The sequence below is a fragment of the Mesorhizobium mediterraneum genome, assembly GCF_002284565.1.
GTDB classification, from domain to species: Bacteria; Pseudomonadota; Alphaproteobacteria; order Rhizobiales; family Rhizobiaceae; genus Mesorhizobium; species Mesorhizobium mediterraneum.
Genome location: NZ_NPKI01000032.1, coordinates 157,873 through 175,040 on the forward strand (window position 1 = coordinate 157,873; position 17,168 = coordinate 175,040).

The window sequence follows — 17,168 nt, forward strand, 5'->3', positions numbered from 1 at the left end:
ATGCTTGGCCAGATCGCCTATGCCTTGCCCTTCCTAGCCCAGGGTTTTGCCGTGACACTGTGGGTGTCGCTGCTTGTCGTGGTGTTGTCGCTCGTCGCCGGCGTGATGATGGGCGTCGGCCTTGTCTACGGCCCTACGCCGCTGCGCTGGGTGGTGCGCATTTTCAGCGACACCATACGCGGCATTCCGATCCTGGTGCTCATCTTCTTCGTCTATTACGGCCTGCCTGCCATCGGCATCCATCTGGAGTCCTTCTGGGCCGCCGTGCTGGCGCTCACCCTGTTCAAGACGGCCCAGGTCATCGAATATCTGCGCGGCGCGGTCGGTTCCATACCGAAGGGGCAGTCCGAGGCGGCGATGGCGATCGGGCTGACCTTTCGCCAGCGACTGGCCTACGTCATCTTTCCGCAAGCGTTCAGGCGCTTCCTGCCGCCATGGATCAATGGCGTCACCGATGCGGTAAAGGGCAGCGCGCTGGTCTCGCTGCTGGGCATCACCGACCTGATGCACGCCATCAACCAGGTCATCGGCCGCACCTACGAGGCGATGCCGCTCTACATCCTCGGCGCAGTCATCTACTTCGCCGTCAATTACGCCCTCTCCCTGGCCAGCCGACGGCTGGAGCGGCGTTTCTCCTTCATCCGGGAATAGCAAGATGTCCATCGCCCCGCCCGCCAATCCGGCGCTTCTCGATATCCGCGACGTTTCCAAATCCTTTGGATCCGTCGAGGTCCTGCGCTCCGTCAGCCTAAAGGTGACACGCGGCGAGGTGGTGACTGTCATCGGGCCTTCCGGCAGTGGTAAGACCACGCTGCTGCGCTGCGTCAACTTTCTCGAGAGCTACGATAGCGGCTCCATCCGCATCGACGGAAAGGAGGTTGGCTTCCGCGAGACGGGAACACGCCAGCGCCGCAGTGAGCGCGACCTGGCGAAGATGCGGGCCGAGACCGGAATGGTGTTCCAGAGTTTCAATCTGTTCCCGCATCTGACGGCGGCCGGCAACATCATGCTTGGCCTGCGCAAGGTGCGCGGCAAAAGCAGCGCCGAAGCCCGCCAGATTGCGGAGCACTGGCTCGGCCGGGTCGGCCTCGCCCACAAGGCAGACAGCCTGCCCGCCGAGCTTTCCGGCGGCCAGCAGCAGCGTGTCGGCATTGCCCGCGCGGTGGCGATGGAGCCAAAAATCCTGCTTCTCGACGAGATAACCTCGGCGCTCGATCCGGAACTCGTCGGCGAGGTGCTCGAGGTGGTACGCAGCTTGGCGGAGGACGGCATGACCATGGTGATGGTCACACACGAGATGGCCTTTGCGCGCGACGCCTCGAGCCGCATCGTCTTCATGGCGGATGGCGGTGTCAGCGCCGCAGGCCCGCCAGCCGAGATTCTGGGCGCGGACATCGACAACGAACGTCTTCGCAGCTTTCTGGCGCGGTTCCGCGCCTCGCATTTCTGACATCGGACGGCGAAAGCTGTCGCAAGGAGCCTTTTCATGTCGCCTTACATCCGGCTCGCCGAACTGGGCCTGACGCTGCCCGAGCCGCCGAAGCCGATCGCCAATTTCGTCACCCACGCCGAGAGCGGACGGCTGATCTTCCTCTCCGGCCAGGGGCCATTGCGCGCCGATGGCACGCTTTGCACCGGCAAGGTGGGCGAGGACGTCACGGTGGAGGAGGCTTATGGACATGCCCGTCTCACCGGCCTGAACCTGCTCGCTGTCATGCATGCCGCAGCGGGCGACCTCGGCCGCATCGTGCGCGTCGTCAAGCTGCTGGGTTTCGTCAACGCGATCCCGACCTTCAGCGACCATCCGAAGGTGGTCAACGGCTGCTCCGATCTTTTCGCCGAAGTCTTCGATAGTATCGGCGGGCACGCCCGCTCGGCGATCGGTGTTGGCTCTTTGCCGGGAAACATCACGGTCGAAATCGAGGCGGTCGTCGAGACCGCCGCCTGACGTCTACCAACGGGACCTCTAGAGATGAAAACCTATTCCGAAAACGGCTCCAACACGACAATTCGTCAACGACTCGGCCTTCGCCCGATCATCAACGTTTCCGGCACGATGACGGCGCTCGGTGCCTCGATCATCGTCCCGGAAGCGATCGCCGCGATGTCGGAAATCGCGTCGCAGTGGGTGGAGATGGACGATCTGCAACGCGCCGCAAGCACGATCGTCGCGCGCCTCACAGGGGGCGAGGCCGGCTTCGTCACGGCTTGCTGCGCCAGCGGCATCACCATGGCGATTGCCGGCACGATGACCGGCACCAACCTTCTGGCGATCGAGCGGCTGCCGGACGATACCGAGGGCCTCAAGTCGGAGGTCATCGTCCAGCTCGGCCACATCGTCAATTACGGCGCGCCGATCGACCAGTCGATCCGGCTTGCCGGGGCCAAGGCCGTACCGGCCGGCACGGTCAGCGTGACGCAGGATTATCATGTGCGCGAGGCGATCCGCGACCGCACCGCGGCCGGCCTCTATGTCGTTGCGCATCACACAGTGCAATACGGCATGCTCTCGCTCGAGGAATTCTGCGAGATCTGCCACGCCAAGGGCGTCCCGGTGATCGTCGACGCCGCCTCGGAATACGACCTGCGCGGCTTTTTCGCACGCGGCGCCGACATCGTCGTCTATAGCGGGCACAAATTCCTCTCGGGACCGACTAGCGGCATCGTGACGGGGCGCAAGGATCTGGTGCGTGCTGCCTATCTCCAGAATCGCGGCGTTGCGCGGGCGATGAAGGTCGGCAAGGAAAGCATCGCCGGCACCATGGCCGCGCTGGAGGCCTGGGAGCGTCGCGATCACGCCGGCATCCGCAAGCGGGAGGATGCGGCCTTGCATCTGTGGGAGGAGGCATTGCAGGGCCTGCCCGGCATCGCCGCGCATATTATTCCCGATCCGACCGACAATCCGCTCGACCGCCTGCAGGTGTTTGTTACGCCTGAGAGCAGGTTCAGCGCCGCCGGCCTTGCCTCGGCGCTGGCGGCAGGCTCGCCTCCTATTATCGTGCGCAACCACGAGGTCGAGCGCGGTCACTTCTTCCTCGACCCGTGCAATCTCCATCCCGGCGAGGCGGAGATCGTCGCCGAACGCCTGCAGGCTGTGCTGAACGCAACCGACCGCCCGGCGGATGCGATGAAGCCGGCTCGCAAGGACACCGCCGGCGCGTTGCGCTGGCCGGATTAGGTGACGATGGCGCCATGCGCCCGAATGGGCGTAGAGGCATCGCATCCTTGCCGTCGATCCCGAATTCCGCTAATGCGCGCCTTTGCCGCCGGGAGCAGAAGCTTGGACGATCAACGCGCCGACGTCGCCATCATCATGGGCAGCCAGTCCGACTGGGCGACGATGCGCCACGCCGCCGAAACGCTGGAGGCGCTGGGCATCCCGCACAAGCGGCTGATCGTCTCGGCCCATCGCACCCCCGACCGGCTCTATGACTTCGCCAAGGGCGCCAAGGCGGCCGGTCTTCGGGTGATCATCGCCGGCGCCGGCGGTGCGGCGCACCTGCCCGGCATGACGGCGGCAATGACGCCGCTCCCCGTTTTTGGCGTACCGGTGGAATCGAAGGCGCTTTCCGGACAGGACTCGCTGCTCTCCATCGTGCAGATGCCGGCCGGCATTCCGGTCGGCACGCTGGCCATCGGCAAGGCGGGCGCCACCAATGCCGCCCTTCTGGCCGCTGCCGTGCTGGCGCTGACCGACGAAAAGCTCGCTGCCCGGCTCGACGCCTGGCGCGCCGCCCAGACCGCCAAGGTCGCCGCCGAGCCGACGGACACGCCATGAGCCTGCCCGCGGGATCGACCATCGGCATCATCGGCGGCGGCCAGCTCGGCCGCATGCTGGCCATGGCATCGGCCCGCCTCGGCTACCGCACGGTCGTGCTGGAACCGCAGCCGGATTGCCCGGCGGCACAGGTCGCAAACCGGCAGATCACCGCTGCCTACGACGATACGGCAGCGCTCGCCGAACTGGCTGCAGTCAGCGCCGTCGTCACCTACGAGTTCGAGAACGTTCCGGTCATGGCCGCCAGCGCGCTTGCCGTCACGGTCCCGGTCTATCCGCCGGCGCGCGCACTGGAAGTGGCGCAGGACCGGGTGGCAGAGAAGAAATTCCTCAACGGCATCGGCATTCCCACCGCGGATTTCTGTCCCGTCGACAATGACGACGAATTGACGGCGGCCCTGAAAAAGTTCGACGGCAGCGGCATATTGAAGACGCGGCGCATGGGCTATGACGGCAAGGGCCAGCGTGTCTTCCGCAACATGGAAACGGGCGGCTTTGCCGGCACCTGCGAGGCGATGGGCAACGTGCCGTTGATCCTCGAATCCTTCGTCGCCTTCGAACGCGAGATTTCGGTGATCGCGGCGCGCGGCATAGACGGTTCGCTCGCAGCCTACGACCCGGCAGAAAACGTCCACCGCGACGGCATCCTGCACAGCTCGACCTTGCCAGCCAGGATAGGCTCCGAAACCGCCGCTGCGGCGCAGGCAGCAGCAGCAGAGATACTTGCCGCACTCGACTATGTCGGCGTCATCGGCATCGAGTTCTTTGTCCTTGCCGACGGCGCGCTGCTGGCCAATGAGATCGCGCCGCGTGTTCACAATTCCGGCCACTGGACGGAAGCCGCCTGCATCGTCTCGCAGTTTGAGCAGCATATTCGTGCTGTCGCCGGCCTGCCCTTGGGAAATCCCGGCCGCCATTTTGACTGCGTCATGGAAAACCTGATCGGCGACGACATCCTGCGCGTCCCAGCGCTGCTCGCCGAGCCTGACCTGATGCTGCATCTCTATGGCAAGGCCGAGGCGCGTCCCGGCCGCAAAATGGGCCATTTTACGCGAATGAGCCGTCGCCGCTGAGGCTATTGGACGGCGCCGCTCTAACGCCGTCGATAGAGCAGAAACTCAAAATCCGCCGCACCATGAAGCATGCTGCGGTTGACACGGGCAAGGCTCCTCGTTTATGAGCCACGCACAAGTTGAGAGGCGCGCTTTCCGAGCGCGCCTTAATAATTCGGCCCAAGCGGGCCCAGACCGACGGGCAAGACCATGAAGATCAAGAATTCGCTCAAGGCGCTCAAGGCGCGTCACCGCGACAACCAGCTGGTTCGCCGCAAGGGCCGCGTGTACATCATCAACAAGACCGCTCCGCGCTACAAGGCGCGCCAGGGCTGAGTCTTTTCGCGTGGAGGCCTGCCTCCACGCTTGCATGATGTAATTGCTGGCCTCCCGGCCCTCTCACGCTAAATTCAGTTTGACGATCTGCCGTCCGGGGTTAGATTCTCGGCCATGCGGATTCGTTTTGCATTCTTCGCGGCGCTTTTTCTTTTCGGCTCCGCCGTACCTCCGGCTCAAGCGGAGGACACGGTCGCCCCTCCGATTGCCACGACCAGGGAGGCAAGGCTCGACCAGCTGTTTGTCGACCTGAAGCGCGAGCGCAACGAAAAAGCCGCAGAGCGCATCGCCGCGCGCATCTCGAACGAGTGGGTGCAATCCGGCAGCGCCTCGATCGACCTGATGATGCAATGGTCGCAAAAGGCGGTCGAAGAGAAAAAGTTCGACGTGGCGCTCGACTTCCTCGACCAGGTGGTGACCTTGCAACCGGCCTATGCGGAAGGCTGGAACCGGCGCGCCACCGTACATTTCATGATGAATAATTTTGGGAAATCGATGGCGGACATCGACCGCACGCTGCAGCTCGAGCCGCGCCATTTCGGCGCGCTGTCCGGCCTGGCACAGATCATGGCCGTAACCGGCCACAAGGAATCGGCGCTGGAAGCCTGGCAGCGCGTGCTCAGCATCTATCCGATGCTGCGCAGCGCCCAGGATCAGGTCGGCACGCTTTCGGAAGAACTTGCCGGCGAAGGGATTTGATGCCGGTGGACCAGTGCGCCTGGCTGCGACGCTCCACGGCAATTTCAACATTGCTGCCGTTCTTGCAGTGCTGCTTGTCGGTGAGCGCGAGGTGTGGTTTCCTGTCTAGGGTTGGAGCGGTTCGGCAATCATGATCGCAGCTTACATCGACGAATTCATAATGTTTTGCGCCGGTCTATGGATGTCGGGCGTCGGCTACGGGTTCTTTCAGCTGCCGAACCAACCCCAAACCGGACAACAGACTTGGCTGGCACGCCTTCCCAGCCATTTCAAATGGATGGGACCGCTCTTGCTGATAATCGCGATCGTGCTCGCCGTCGCCTCACCTTCTTGATCGGCAATAAGTCGCTACGCTCCCAGTCCCATCGAGGCGAGGCTTCAGCTTGGTGAATTCGGCGTGAGCGGCCTAAAGCCGTCGCGTTTGAATGGATTCTTGCGACGCGCTTTAAGTCTTTGTTTTTACCCAAATCGCTGCGCATCTTTGGGTGATTTGCTCTAGCGCCTGATCTGGGCGTCTGAACCGACATAGGCGATGCGCAGCATGTTGGTGGAGCCCGGCGTCCTCAGCGGCACGCCGGCCGTGATGATGACCCGGTCGCCCGGCTTGCCGAACCCTTCGTCCAAAGCGATGCGGCAAGCGCGGTCGACCATGTCGTCGAGGTCGATGGCATCGGGCGAGACGACACAATGCGTGCCCCACAAAAGCGACAGCCGCCGCGCCGTGTTGACAATCGGCGACAGCGCGACGATCGGCACCTGCGGCCGCTCGCGCGCGGCGCGCAGGCCGGTCGTGCCCGACGCCGTATAGCTGATGATCGCCGACAGTTTCAGCGTCTCGGCGATTTCGCGGGCGGCGAGCGAGATGGCGTCGGCGCCGGTCGCTTCAGGCTCCGAGCGCTGTGCATTGATGATGCCGGCATAGGTCGGGTCGGTTTCGACCTTGCTGGCGATGCGGTTCATCATCGCCACCGCCTCGACCGGGTAGGAGCCGGCCGCGGATTCGGCCGAAAGCATGATGGCGTCGGCGCCTTCGAACACGGCGATCGAGACGTCCGACACTTCGGCGCGGGTCGGCACTGGCGCGGTGATCATCGATTCCAGCATCTGCGTGGCGATCACCACCGGCTTGCCGGCGCGGCGCGCGGCGCGGGTGATCTGCTTCTGGATGCCGGGCACGGCTTCGAGCGGCATTTCAACGCCGAGATCGCCGCGAGCAACCATCAGTGCGTCCGAAAGTTCGATGATCTCGGCCAGCCGGGCGACGGCTTGCGGCTTTTCGATCTTGGCCATGATGAGTGCCCGGCCGCGCGCGATCTTGCGCGCTTCCGCCAGATCCTCCGGACGCTGCACGAACGACAGCGCCACCCAGTCGACGCCGGTGGCCAGCACCGCATCCAGGTCCCTGCGGTCCTTTTCGGTCAGCGCGCCGACCGGTAGGTCGGTGTCGGGCAGGCTGACGCCCTTCTTGTCGGAGATGGTGGTGCCGGCGACGACGGTGCAGACGATCGCCTTGCCGTCGCTTCTCACCGCCTTCAGCTCGAGCTTGCCGTCATCGATCAAAAGGCGGTGACCGGCCTCGACCGATCTCAGGATTTCGGGGTGGGGCAGATAGACCCTGGTCGAATTGCCGGGCTCGGGATTGTCGTCGAGCGTGAACGTCTGGCCGAGTGTCAGCGCCTCCTTGCCGTTGGCGAATTTGCCGACCCGCAGCTTGGGCCCCTGCAGGTCGGCGAGAATGCCGATCGGCCGGCCGACCGCTTTCTCGACGTTGCGGATGCGACCGACAAGTGTGCGCATCAATTCATGATCGGTGTGGCTCATATTGATGCGAAACACGTCGGCGCCGGCTTCGAAGAGCTTCTTCAGCATGTCCTCGGAGGAGGAGGCCGGACCGATGGTGGCGAGTATCTTGACCTTGCGGCTGCGTCTCATTGACTGTTTGTTCCCGGGGCGGCTGGAGCGCCCCCCGTTGCGGGGTCATCGGTCAGCTGGACCATCCAGCTTGCCTGCTCGCCCGTGTCATATTCCTGGAATCCGGCGCGCTGGAAGCCCCGAGCGACGCAATCGGCAACGCCGGCGATCTTGAACTCTTTTTCAGCCACGCACATGTTGATCGGGCCATCCCAGCGCCCGCCACGCTCGGCGTCTTCTGCATAAAGATAGTAAAACCTTGATGACAGCGGCCCTTCGATCAACGTCTTGCAGCTCGATCCCTCGATATGCCACCAGCCCTCGGTGATCCAGCCGGCCTTGGCGCGATAGCCGATGCCGACGCCGACCAGATTCTGCGTGGCGTTGCAGACACGGAAATCGGCGCGCGCGGGCGAGGCAGCAACCATCGCGGCGAGGCCCACGGCAAGGGTCAGGAGCGGCATGGCGAAGCCGTAGCGCACGCGCGACTTGCCGGCGGAACCCATCCTGAAACCCTTCAAGAACCACATTTGCATCTCTCAACGCCCCTTTTCGGAAAAGTCCGGGCGCATGTCAACGCGCCCTTTTGCTCAATTCCAATCGATTTAGAAAGGCTCCGGCGCATGGTCTGTCACCTTCCGCCAGATTTCCGTAGAAACCGTGGCCAAACGACGGCATTGCGCACGCGTCCTCTTCGTGGAATGACGATACCACCCTCCCCGGAAGCCAGCGAACAGACCATTTCCCGCCAATGACCCGATCCACAGTTTTCGCGCCTTTCGACATCGTCGAAGGCGACCGTAAGAGAGGCATCGTGCTCCTGGCCGATCACGCTCGTCGCGACCTGCCGGAGGACTATGGCAGCCTCGGCCTGCCGGCGGCGGAATTCGACCGCCATATCGCCTACGACATCGGTGTCGAGACAGTGACGCGCGAGCTGGCCGTTTTGCTCGGCGTGCCGGCGGTGCTCGCCAACTTTTCGCGGCTTCTGATCGACCCCAATCGCGGCGAGGACGATCCTACGCTGATCCGCCAACTCTATGACGGCACCGTCATTTCGGGAAATTATCCGCTCGCCCCGGAAGAACGTGAAAGGCGGATCGATCGCTTCTACCGGCCCTATCACGATGCGGTCGGCGCAATGATCGCCTCGGTGGCCCAGGCTTCCGCGAGTGCGCCCTTCATCTTTTCGGTACATTCCTTCACCCAGTTCATGCAGGGCTTCGTGCGCCCCTGGCATGTCGGTATCTTGTGGGATCGCGACGACCGAGTGGCGCGACCGCTGATCGATATGCTGGCCGCCGACAAAGACCTCGTCGTCGGCGATAACGAGCCTTATGACGGCGCGCTACGTGGCGACACCATGTTCAGGCATGCCATCGTCAACGGCTTTGCTCATGCGCTGATCGAAATCCGCCAGGATCTGATCGCCGATCGGAAGAATGCAGGCGCCTGGGCCGAACGGCTGGCGCCGATCGTTGACGCGATAAACAGCCGTCCCGATATACATCAGGTCAAACGATTCGGCTCGCGCACCGGGCCGCTGTAAGGAGAGCCCGAGGAGGCCAAGAACACATGACCGAACTCAGCGACGAGCAAAAACGCGATTTCGAAGCCGCCGCCTTCCGCCGGCTGGTTGCGCATCTGCGCGAACGCACGGACGTGCAGAACATCGACCTGATGAACCTCGCTGGCTTCTGCCGCAACTGCCTCTCCAACTGGTATCGCGACGCCGCCGAGGCCGAGGGCGTCGATCTCAGCAAGGACCAGTCGCGCGAGATCATCTACGGCATGCCCTATGCCGAATGGCAGACGCTCAACCAGCTTGACGCCTCCGATGCCAAGAAGGCGGAGTTCGAGGCAAGACGCCCCAGAGATCATTAGGATCGCTGAACGACCGAGTTCGGCCCGAGCCGGTCAGCGCAAAGCGAGAGGAACGCTGCGAAGGGAGGAGAGCATCATGTCAACAGTCAAGGACGTCTTGCGCGAGCTCGCCGCGCTCGAAGATCCGAAGATGCGCGAGGCCAATGAACGCCGTGGCGACGATCACGGTGTGAACCTCACCCATCTTCGCGCTCTCGCCAAGCGATTGAAGACCCAGCATGACCTCGCACTTCAGCTCTGGGCTACAGGCGATACCGCCGCGCGCCTTGTCGCGACCCTGGTGTGCAGGCCGAAGGCCTTCTCTGCGGCCGAGCTCGACACGATGATAAGCGACATCCGCTCTCCCAAGCTGCTCGATTGGTTCATCGTGAACGTGGTGAAGCCCGGTCGCCACGCCGAAGAACTTCGTCTGGGCTGGAAGGACGGCGACGACCTTGTCGGTCGCGCAGGCTGGAGCCTGACGACCGAAAGGGTCGTCAGGAACGCCGAGGGCCTCGATCTCGATGCCCTGTCGACCAGATTGAGAAGGAGCTGAGGAAGGCGCCTGCTCAGAAACAATGGGCAATGAACCACTGCCTCGCCGAGATCGGCATTCACCACCCGAAACTTCGAACGCGAGCAATCGGGATTGGCGAACGGCTCGCTGTCTTCATCGACTATCCTGCATCACCCGGCTGCACGCCACCTTACGCACCGATGTGGATCGCCGAGATGGTTCGCCGACGCGAGGGAACGAGAGGTCCATGAAGGAAGCTTTTGGCTTGGCCCAAGCACTTTCAGCCCTGAGCGCTTGACTGGAAATTGAATCGATCTAATTTGCCTCGCGAGGCCATTTTCAGACCGGATTCTACGCGATGCACGCGCAAAAAATCATGCAGACCGCCATTCGTGGACGATGGGCCGTGGCGGCCATGTTCCTGGCCAACGGCTTTCTGACCGGCGCCTGGGCGCCGCAGATCCCGGTGTTCCTGACCCGGCTCGACATCTCGAAGTTCACGCTCGGCCTGTTGATCCTGCTGTTCGGCGCCGGCGCGGTCACGGCGATGACCTGGTGCGGCCACCTGATCTCCAGGCATGGGTCGCGCACCGTGCTGCGCTGGTTCGGTCTCATCGGAAGCTTCGGCCTGCTGGTTGTGGCGCTCGCGCCCAATGTGCCGCTTGCGGCCATCGCCATGTTCATCTTCGGCGGTTCGATCGGCGGCATGGATGTCGCCATGAATGCCAATGCGGTGGTGGTGGAACGGCGGTTGTCCCGCGCCATCATGTCGTCCTCCCACGGCTTCTGGAGCCTTGGCGGTTTCGCCGGCGGCGCTCTCGGCGGGTTCGCCATCCAGAACTATGGTCATCTCGCCCATGCGATCGTAGTGACGGCGTTCGCTTTCGCCCTGATTGCAGTGGCAGTCCGCTATCTGATCGCCGAGGACAAGCCGCTCCGAGGACCATCAAGGGGCACCGGGCAGCGCAAATTTGCCCTGCCTGGAAATCCGCTGGTCTATCTGGTCGGGCTGATGGCGCTGATGACGATGATCTCCGAGGGCGCGGTGCTCGACTGGGCGGCGCTGTATCTGCAGCAGGAACTCGGCGCCGATCTTGCCATCGCTGGCCTTGCCTACGCGGCCTTTTCCGGCATCATGGCCGTGATGCGTTTCTTTGGCGACGGCGTCCGCAACCGCTTCGGTGCGGTGACGACACTGCGCGTTTCGGCCCTTGTCGCCGCTGCCGGCATGCTGGTGGCCGGGCTGGCGCCCTCGCCCTGGCTCGCCATCGCGGCTTTTGCCTTCTGCGGCTTCGGCATCGCCAATATGGTGCCGATCCTGTTTTCGGCCGGCGGCAACCAGGAAGGCATGTCGTCCGGCACCGGCATGAGCGTCGTCACCACAATGGGCTATTCCGGCATTCTGGTGGCGCCGTCGGCAATCGGCTTCATCGCCGAGCACTCAAGCTTCGGTCCGATCTTCGTCGCTTTGTCGGGGCTGCTGGTCGTCGTATTTTTGATGGCCGGGCTCGCTCACCGCGCCGAATTCGCTCCCGACGCAGCACCAGCCGAATAGCGCTTCAACTCCTCATAAAGAAAATCCGCGACACGGCGGATGCGCACGCTGGTGCGCACGTCGCGGTGCATGGCTAGCCATACCGGCAGCGTCGGCAGCGCGAGGCCCGGCAGCAATGTCTCCACCAACGGATCGCGGTCGGCCAGCGGTCCTTGGCCAAAACCGATACCGTTTCCCGCCCGCACCGCCTCCCACAGCACAATCTGGTTGTCGGTCCTGAAGCGGAAGGCATTGCGGGTGAGCGGGACGCCAAACTGCGCAAAGCCGCGAATGATCTCGTCGCTGCGGTCGAAGCCGATCAGCTCGTGGCCGACGAGATCGCCGGGCTTGAGCGGACGACCGCGTCGGTCGAGATAGGATTTTGCCGCGCAGGCGCGGAGCGGAATGTCGGTCACCTTGCGCGCCACCAGCTCGTTCTGCGCCGGCTTGACCATGCGGATGGCGATATCGGCATCGCGGCGCAAAAGGTTCTCAACCTGGTTCGACGCGACAATCTCGACCTCGATGCAGGGCTCCTCGGCACCCAGCCGCGCCGTCATCTCGGGCAGGACATAGGCCGCCACCACCTCGCTGGCGGCAATCCGCACCGTGCCCTCGATCGCCTCGACCGATCCCAGTGCCAAAAGCGAAAAGGCGCTCGCCTGCTCGCTTACCGCTCGGCCGCGTTCATAGAGCGTGCTACCGGCTTCGGTCAGCGCATAGCCGCGCCGCCCGCGCCGGAACAGGGTGACGCCGAGCGCCTGCTCCAGCTCGGCGATATGGCGGCCGAGCGTCGGCTGGCTTGCAGCCAGCTTGCGCGCGGCAGCAGACAGGCTGCCGGTTTCCGCCACGGTGACGAAACTCTTGATTAGGTTCCAGTCGATTTCCATTCAGAACTGAATATCAGATCTCCAAATTCAGTCAATTTCCATTCGTTTGCGAGCAGATCATATTGTGAACGTAACGCAAACACGGAGACGAAAAATGACCAAGATCGCAATTCTGGGTGCCAATGGCCGGCTCGGCCGCGTGGTGGCCAAGGCCTTTATCGACGCTGGCTACGATGTCCGCGCCATCACCCGCAGCGGCAGGATACCGGCAGAGCTCACCGGCGCCACGGCCGTCGCCGGCGATGGCCTTGATCGCGAAGCGCTTATCCGCGCCACCGAAGGCGTCGACATCATCTTCAACGGCCTCAACCCGATCTACACCGACTGGGGCAAGTGCCTGCCGATGGCGGAGAACGTCATGGCCGCGTGCCGGGCGAACGACGCATTGCACCTCGCTCCAGGCAACGTTTACAATTACGGCTCGCCGATGCCGGCGGTGATCACCGAAGACACGCCATTTCTCCCGACGACCGAAAAGGGCCGCATCCGCGTCGCCATGGAAGGCCTCTTTCGCCGCGAGGCTGAAGCGGGCCGCGTGCGGACCATTCTGCTGCGCGCCGGCGACTTTTTTGGTGGCACCGGCACCGGCTCGTGGTTCGATTTGATTGTGGCCGCCAAGATGGACAAGGGTGTCTATACGGCCCCCGGACCGGCCGATCTCGTGCATGAATGGGCCTATCTGCCAGACCTGGCCAAGGCTTTCGTCGGATTGACCGAAAACCTCAACAAGCTCGGCTCCTACGAGGCGCTGAACTTTCCGGGCCACGCCGTCACCGATCTGGAGATCAAAGCGGCCGCGGAACAGGCCCTGGGGCGCACGCTGAAACTAACGTCGATGCCGTGGTGGGTGCTGCGCGCCGGCAGCCCGTTCGTGGCGATGTGGCGCGAGCTCGTCTCGATGTCCTATCTCCGCTTCGAGCCACACCAGCTAACCTCGGCAAGGCTGGAAGGCATCATTGGCACGATCCCGCATACGGAGCTGGATAAAGCCATCGCGGATGCCCTGAACGACATCGGCATTCCAACCGCCGGTGCAGGAGGCAACCGGATCGCCGCCTGACAGAAGATGCCTGATCAGGAGAAGCAGCGGCGGCCGATAGGCCTCCGCGGCTTGCCGTACGCACAAGGCTTCAGATCCTGCCCATCAACAGCAGCACCAGCAGCACGATCAGAATGACGCCGACGATACCGGAAGGGCCATAGCCCCAGGATCGCGAATGCGGCCACGTCGGCACTGCGCCGATCAGGATGAGGATCAAAATAATGATGAGAATGGTGCTGAGCGTCATGAGAGATTCCTCGCCATGAGGTGCTACTATACCGCTACAATGCTAAAGGCCGCCCGGTTGTTCCCGAGCGGCCTCTTCTTTGAGCGTCCAATGGACGCGCGGCACTCCAAGCAAAATCGGCCTATTCGGCGGCCTTCGGGAAGGCGATCGCCGGTTCGGCGTCCAGCTCTGGTGTCGACTCCTCCGGCGAGATCGCACCCTTGCCGCGCCCGAACAAGCGGCTGAGCCAGCCGCGCCGTGCGCCGGGCTTGACCTTGGCCCGGGTGAACACCATCAGCATCGACGGCGTCACCACCAGCGTCAGCACGGTGGCGAAGGACAGGCCGAAGACGATCGCCGAGGACAGTGAAATCCACCATTGCGTCGACGGCGCGTTGATCGTCGTCTCGTGATGGAAGATTTCGAGGCCGAGGCCGAAGGCGATCGGCAGCACGCCGAGGATCGCCGACACGGCGGTCAGCACGACGGGGCGCGCGCGTTCGCGGCACGTCTGCAGAACCGCTTCGACCTTATCCCAGCCCTCTTCCCGCAGCCGGTCATAGGTGTCGATCAGCACGATGTTGTTGTTCACCACCACGCCGGCCAGCGCGATGACGCCGATGCCCGACATGACGATGCCGAAGGTCTCCCCTGTTATCAGAAGTCCCAGGAACACGCCGATTGTCGCCATGACCACGCAGGACAGCACCAGCCAGACGCTGGTGAACTTGTTGAACTGCGCCAGAAGCACGATGAAGATCAGGAAGATCGCGGCGCCGAAAGCTTTGCTGAGGAAGGCGCTGGCCTCCGCGCTGTCCTCGTTCGAGCCTGCGAGCTTCCAGCGTATGCCGCTGCCGAGGTCCATGTCGGCGACGGCCTGGGTGACCTGCTGCTGGACAGCAGCGACCTGTTCGCCGGCGGCGACATTGGCCTGGATGACCACCGTGCGCGCGCCGTCGATGCGGTTGAGGATGCCGACGGTCGGCTCCGGCTTGCGCACGACGAAATTCGAGATCGGCACCGAGCCTTGCGAGGTCTGCACCCTGAGATCGTCGAGCGCCGACAGTGTGCGCCGGTCTTCCGGCAGGCGCAGCCTGATGTCGACGGCGTCATCCGCCCCGGCTGGCCGGTATTCACTGAGCTTCAGCCCATTCGTCACCAATTGCACCACCGTTCCGACCGAGGTCGGGCTGATGCCGTATTGTGCCGCCTTGGCGCGATCGACCTCAAGCGCCCAGTCGACGCCGGGCGGCGGCAGGCCGTCGGAAATGTCAATCACACCGGACACCTTGGCAATGCGGGCGGCGACCGCGCGCGCCTTGTCGTCGAGACCTTTCGGATCGACGGCCGAAAGCCTGATCTGGATCGGCTTGCCGGTGGGCGGGCCGGCCTCGGGCACGCGAACCTCGACGTCGACGCCGGGAATGCCGGCCATGACGCCGCGCAGTTCGTCCAGGATCGTATTCGCCGATTTGCGCTCGCGCCAGTCGACGAATTCGTATTGGATCACGCCGACCACGTCTTCAGGTATGTCCTGGCCACCGCCTTGCGTCTTGCCGACACGGGTATAGACCGACTTCACGCCTGGCCAGCCGAGAAGCCGGTCCTCGGCGATCTTTGTGGAGGCATCCATTTCGGCGAGCGAAAGGTTGCCGCGGGCGTGCACATAGAGCAGGCCGTAGTCAGGCTCGACATTCGGGAAGAACTCGACGCCTGCGCCGTATTTCGAATAGGCAAAGCCGACACCGAACAAAAGCGCGACGGTGAGCAGAAGCACGGTGACGGGAAAGCGCACCGCCTGCTTGACCACGGCCATGTACCAGCCATCACGGTTGTCGTCCTCGTCATGGGGCGGCGCCTTGGCGAACAAGGCGCCCAGCGTCGGCGCAAAGACCAGCGCATAGAGCATCGAGGCCGAAAGCGTGACAATCAGCGTGATCGGCATGTATTTCATGAAGTCGCCGATGATGCCTGGCCAGAACAGCAGAGGCGAAAAGGCGGCGATGCGCGTCATCGTCGCGGCGATGACCGGACCGGCCATGCGCTTGGCGGCAAGCTCGAAGGCCTCTGCCTTCGGCATGCCTTCGCTCATGCGCCGCTCGGCGAATTCGGTGACGATAATGGCATCGTCGACCAGCATGCCGACCGCCAGGATGAGGCTGAACAGCACGATCATGTTGATCGTGTAGCCCATCATGGCCAACAGCAGGATGCCGATCAGGAAAGACGATGGAATGGCGAGGCCAATCAGCACCGAGGCCCGGCCCGACAGCGCGTAGAGAATGACGATGAACACCAGGATCACGGCGATCACGACGTGGTTCTGCAGATCGCCGAGCAACTGGTTGACGAAGACCGACTTGTCCTGCGTGTAGGTGACATGCATGCCTGCCGGCATGGTCTTTATGAAGGCGTCGGACACCTCCCTGACCTTGGCAATCGTGTCGATCAGGTTGGAGCCGATGCGCTTCTTCACCTCGATGGCGATCGCCGGCTTACCGTCGAGACGGGTCACCGTCTCGGCGTCCTTGAAGGTGGAGCGGACGGTGGCGATATCCTTGGCCTGCACCACGGCATTGGGGCCGGCGACGATCGGAAGCGCCGCCACGTCCTCCGGCGTCTCGATCAGCGAAGGCACCTTGATCGCGTATTTGCCTTCGGACCCTTCGATGTTGCCGGCAGCGACAAGACTGTTGGAATCGCCGACCGCACCGATCAGCTGCTCGAGCTGAAGCCCGTAGGAAGATAGTTTCATCGGATCGATGACGACTTCGACGAGGTCGTCGCGGGCACCTTGCAGCGTGCCTTCCAGCACGCCGGGCACCTCCTCGATGCGGTCGCGCAACTCGCGCGCCGCCGTCGTGAGCACGCGCTCGGGCACCTCGCCCGACAGCGTCACGACCATGACGGGGAACTCGGAGATGTTGACTTCGGTAACCACAGGCTCCTCGGCTGCCTGCGGCAGGTCGGCCTTACCGTCCTGGACCTTGCTGCGTGTGTCCTGCAACGCCGTCGCCAGATCCGTCTGCGGATGGAATTCGACCAGCACATAGCCGCCGCCCTGGAAGGCGGCCGAGCGCATCTCCTTGAGACCCTTGAGGCTCTTCAGCTTGGCTTCCATCGGCCGCAGCAGAAGGCGTTCCGAATCCTCAGGCGAGATGCCCTGATAGATCAGGCTGACATACATCATCGGAATCGGAACGTCGGGTTCCGCTTCCTTCGGCGTCGACTGATATGCGACCGCACCCGCAAGGATGAGGAAGATCAGGACCGAAATGGTCAGCCGGGCATTGTTGATTGCGAGCTTGACGATATCCATG

General features: G+C 63.4%; 19 protein-coding genes. 14 read left to right on the forward strand and 5 right to left on the reverse strand.

Annotated features, from left to right (window positions below; genetic code table 11):
• The 9 genes from CIT25_RS24550 to CIT25_RS37665 all read left to right on the forward strand — a co-directional run bounded on the left by CIT25_RS24550 (nucleotide 1) and on the right by CIT25_RS37665 (nucleotide 6,199).
• On the forward strand, nucleotides 1-651 hold the full coding sequence (locus CIT25_RS24550; protein WP_095487310.1) for an amino acid ABC transporter permease: 651 nt from the start codon (nucleotides 1-3) through the stop codon (nucleotides 649-651).
• Nucleotides 652-655: 4 nt separating this feature from the next.
• Complete coding sequence (locus CIT25_RS24555; protein WP_095487312.1) at nucleotides 656-1,450, forward strand: amino acid ABC transporter ATP-binding protein; 795 nt, start codon at nucleotides 656-658, stop codon at nucleotides 1,448-1,450.
• Nucleotides 1,451-1,486: 36 nt separating this feature from the next.
• Nucleotides 1,487-1,948, forward strand: coding sequence for a RidA family protein (locus tag CIT25_RS24560; RefSeq protein ID WP_095487314.1), 462 nt, complete (start codon nucleotides 1,487-1,489; stop codon nucleotides 1,946-1,948).
• 24 nt (nucleotides 1,949-1,972) lie between these two features.
• Nucleotides 1,973-3,178: an aminotransferase class V-fold PLP-dependent enzyme gene (locus CIT25_RS24565; RefSeq protein WP_095487316.1), complete on the forward strand. Its 1,206-nt coding sequence runs from the start codon at nucleotides 1,973-1,975 to the stop codon at nucleotides 3,176-3,178.
• Nucleotides 3,179-3,280: 102 nt separating this feature from the next.
• Nucleotides 3,281-3,778, forward strand: a complete 498-nt coding sequence (gene purE, locus CIT25_RS24570; protein ID WP_095487669.1) for a 5-(carboxyamino)imidazole ribonucleotide mutase — start codon at nucleotides 3,281-3,283, stop codon at nucleotides 3,776-3,778.
• Entirely contained in the window at nucleotides 3,775-4,851 is a 1,077-nt protein-coding gene (locus tag CIT25_RS24575) for a 5-(carboxyamino)imidazole ribonucleotide synthase (protein ID WP_095487318.1), read from the forward strand. The genes purE and CIT25_RS24575 overlap by 4 nt, the downstream gene beginning before the upstream one ends.
• A 189-nt stretch (nucleotides 4,852-5,040) precedes the next feature.
• Nucleotides 5,041-5,166, forward strand: coding sequence for a type B 50S ribosomal protein L36 (gene ykgO, locus CIT25_RS24580; protein WP_006327841.1), 126 nt, complete (start codon nucleotides 5,041-5,043; stop codon nucleotides 5,164-5,166).
• Between the two features lie 114 nt (nucleotides 5,167-5,280).
• Nucleotides 5,281-5,865 carry a tetratricopeptide repeat protein gene (locus tag CIT25_RS24585; RefSeq protein WP_095487320.1) on the forward strand — a complete coding sequence of 195 codons (585 nt, stop codon included), beginning with the start codon at nucleotides 5,281-5,283 and terminating at the stop codon, nucleotides 5,863-5,865.
• A 130-nt stretch (nucleotides 5,866-5,995) separates the two neighbouring features.
• Entirely contained in the window at nucleotides 5,996-6,199 is a 204-nt protein-coding gene (locus CIT25_RS37665; RefSeq protein ID WP_095487322.1) for a hypothetical protein, read from the forward strand.
• Nucleotides 6,200-6,360: 161 nt separating this feature from the next.
• On the opposite strand, the gene pyk is transcribed toward CIT25_RS37665, so the two are convergent.
• Together pyk and CIT25_RS24600 are read right to left on the reverse strand one after the other, a co-directional pair.
• Nucleotides 6,361-7,797 (reverse strand): pyruvate kinase, encoded by a 1,437-nt coding sequence (pyk, locus tag CIT25_RS24595; RefSeq protein WP_095487324.1) that lies wholly within the window; start codon nucleotides 7,795-7,797, stop codon nucleotides 6,361-6,363.
• Complete coding sequence (locus tag CIT25_RS24600) at nucleotides 7,794-8,282, reverse strand: DUF1036 domain-containing protein (protein ID WP_095487671.1); 489 nt, start codon at nucleotides 8,280-8,282, stop codon at nucleotides 7,794-7,796. Before CIT25_RS24600 ends, pyk begins: the two co-directional genes overlap by 4 nt.
• A gap of 245 nt (nucleotides 8,283-8,527) precedes the next feature.
• Here CIT25_RS24600 and CIT25_RS24605 point away from each other — a divergent pair, with 245 nt between their 5' ends.
• The 4 genes from CIT25_RS24605 (at nucleotide 8,528) to CIT25_RS24620 (ending at nucleotide 11,711) form a co-directional block, all read left to right on the forward strand.
• Nucleotides 8,528-9,325, forward strand: coding sequence for an N-formylglutamate amidohydrolase (locus CIT25_RS24605; RefSeq protein ID WP_095487326.1), 798 nt, complete (start codon nucleotides 8,528-8,530; stop codon nucleotides 9,323-9,325).
• Nucleotides 9,326-9,351: 26 nt separating this feature from the next.
• A complete protein-coding gene (locus CIT25_RS24610; protein ID WP_095487328.1) occupies nucleotides 9,352-9,660 on the forward strand; it encodes a DUF1244 domain-containing protein in 309 nt (102 codons plus the stop codon).
• A gap of 76 nt (nucleotides 9,661-9,736) precedes the next feature.
• Complete coding sequence (locus tag CIT25_RS24615) at nucleotides 9,737-10,195, forward strand: DNA alkylation repair protein (protein WP_206072990.1); 459 nt, start codon at nucleotides 9,737-9,739, stop codon at nucleotides 10,193-10,195.
• A 319-nt stretch (nucleotides 10,196-10,514) separates the two neighbouring features.
• Entirely contained in the window at nucleotides 10,515-11,711 is a 1,197-nt protein-coding gene (locus CIT25_RS24620) for an MFS transporter (RefSeq protein WP_095487330.1), read from the forward strand.
• On the opposite strand, the gene CIT25_RS24625 is transcribed toward CIT25_RS24620, so the two are convergent.
• Entirely contained in the window at nucleotides 11,669-12,580 is a 912-nt protein-coding gene (locus CIT25_RS24625) for a LysR family transcriptional regulator (protein WP_095487332.1), read from the reverse strand. The genes CIT25_RS24620 and CIT25_RS24625 overlap by 43 nt on opposite strands.
• A gap of 94 nt (nucleotides 12,581-12,674) precedes the next feature.
• On the opposite strand from CIT25_RS24625, the gene CIT25_RS24630 reads away from it, so the two are divergent.
• A complete protein-coding gene (locus tag CIT25_RS24630; RefSeq protein WP_095487334.1) occupies nucleotides 12,675-13,640 on the forward strand; it encodes an NmrA family NAD(P)-binding protein in 966 nt (321 codons plus the stop codon).
• A 70-nt stretch (nucleotides 13,641-13,710) separates the two neighbouring features.
• Here CIT25_RS24630 and CIT25_RS24635 read toward each other — a convergent pair whose 3' ends face one another.
• Nucleotides 13,711-13,869: a DUF3309 family protein gene (locus tag CIT25_RS24635; protein ID WP_077375416.1), complete on the reverse strand. Its 159-nt coding sequence runs from the start codon at nucleotides 13,867-13,869 to the stop codon at nucleotides 13,711-13,713.
• 121 nt (nucleotides 13,870-13,990) lie between these two features.
• Nucleotides 13,991-17,167, reverse strand: a complete 3,177-nt coding sequence (locus CIT25_RS24640) for an efflux RND transporter permease subunit (protein WP_095487336.1) — start codon at nucleotides 17,165-17,167, stop codon at nucleotides 13,991-13,993.
• Nucleotide 17,168 lies beyond the last annotated feature (1 nt).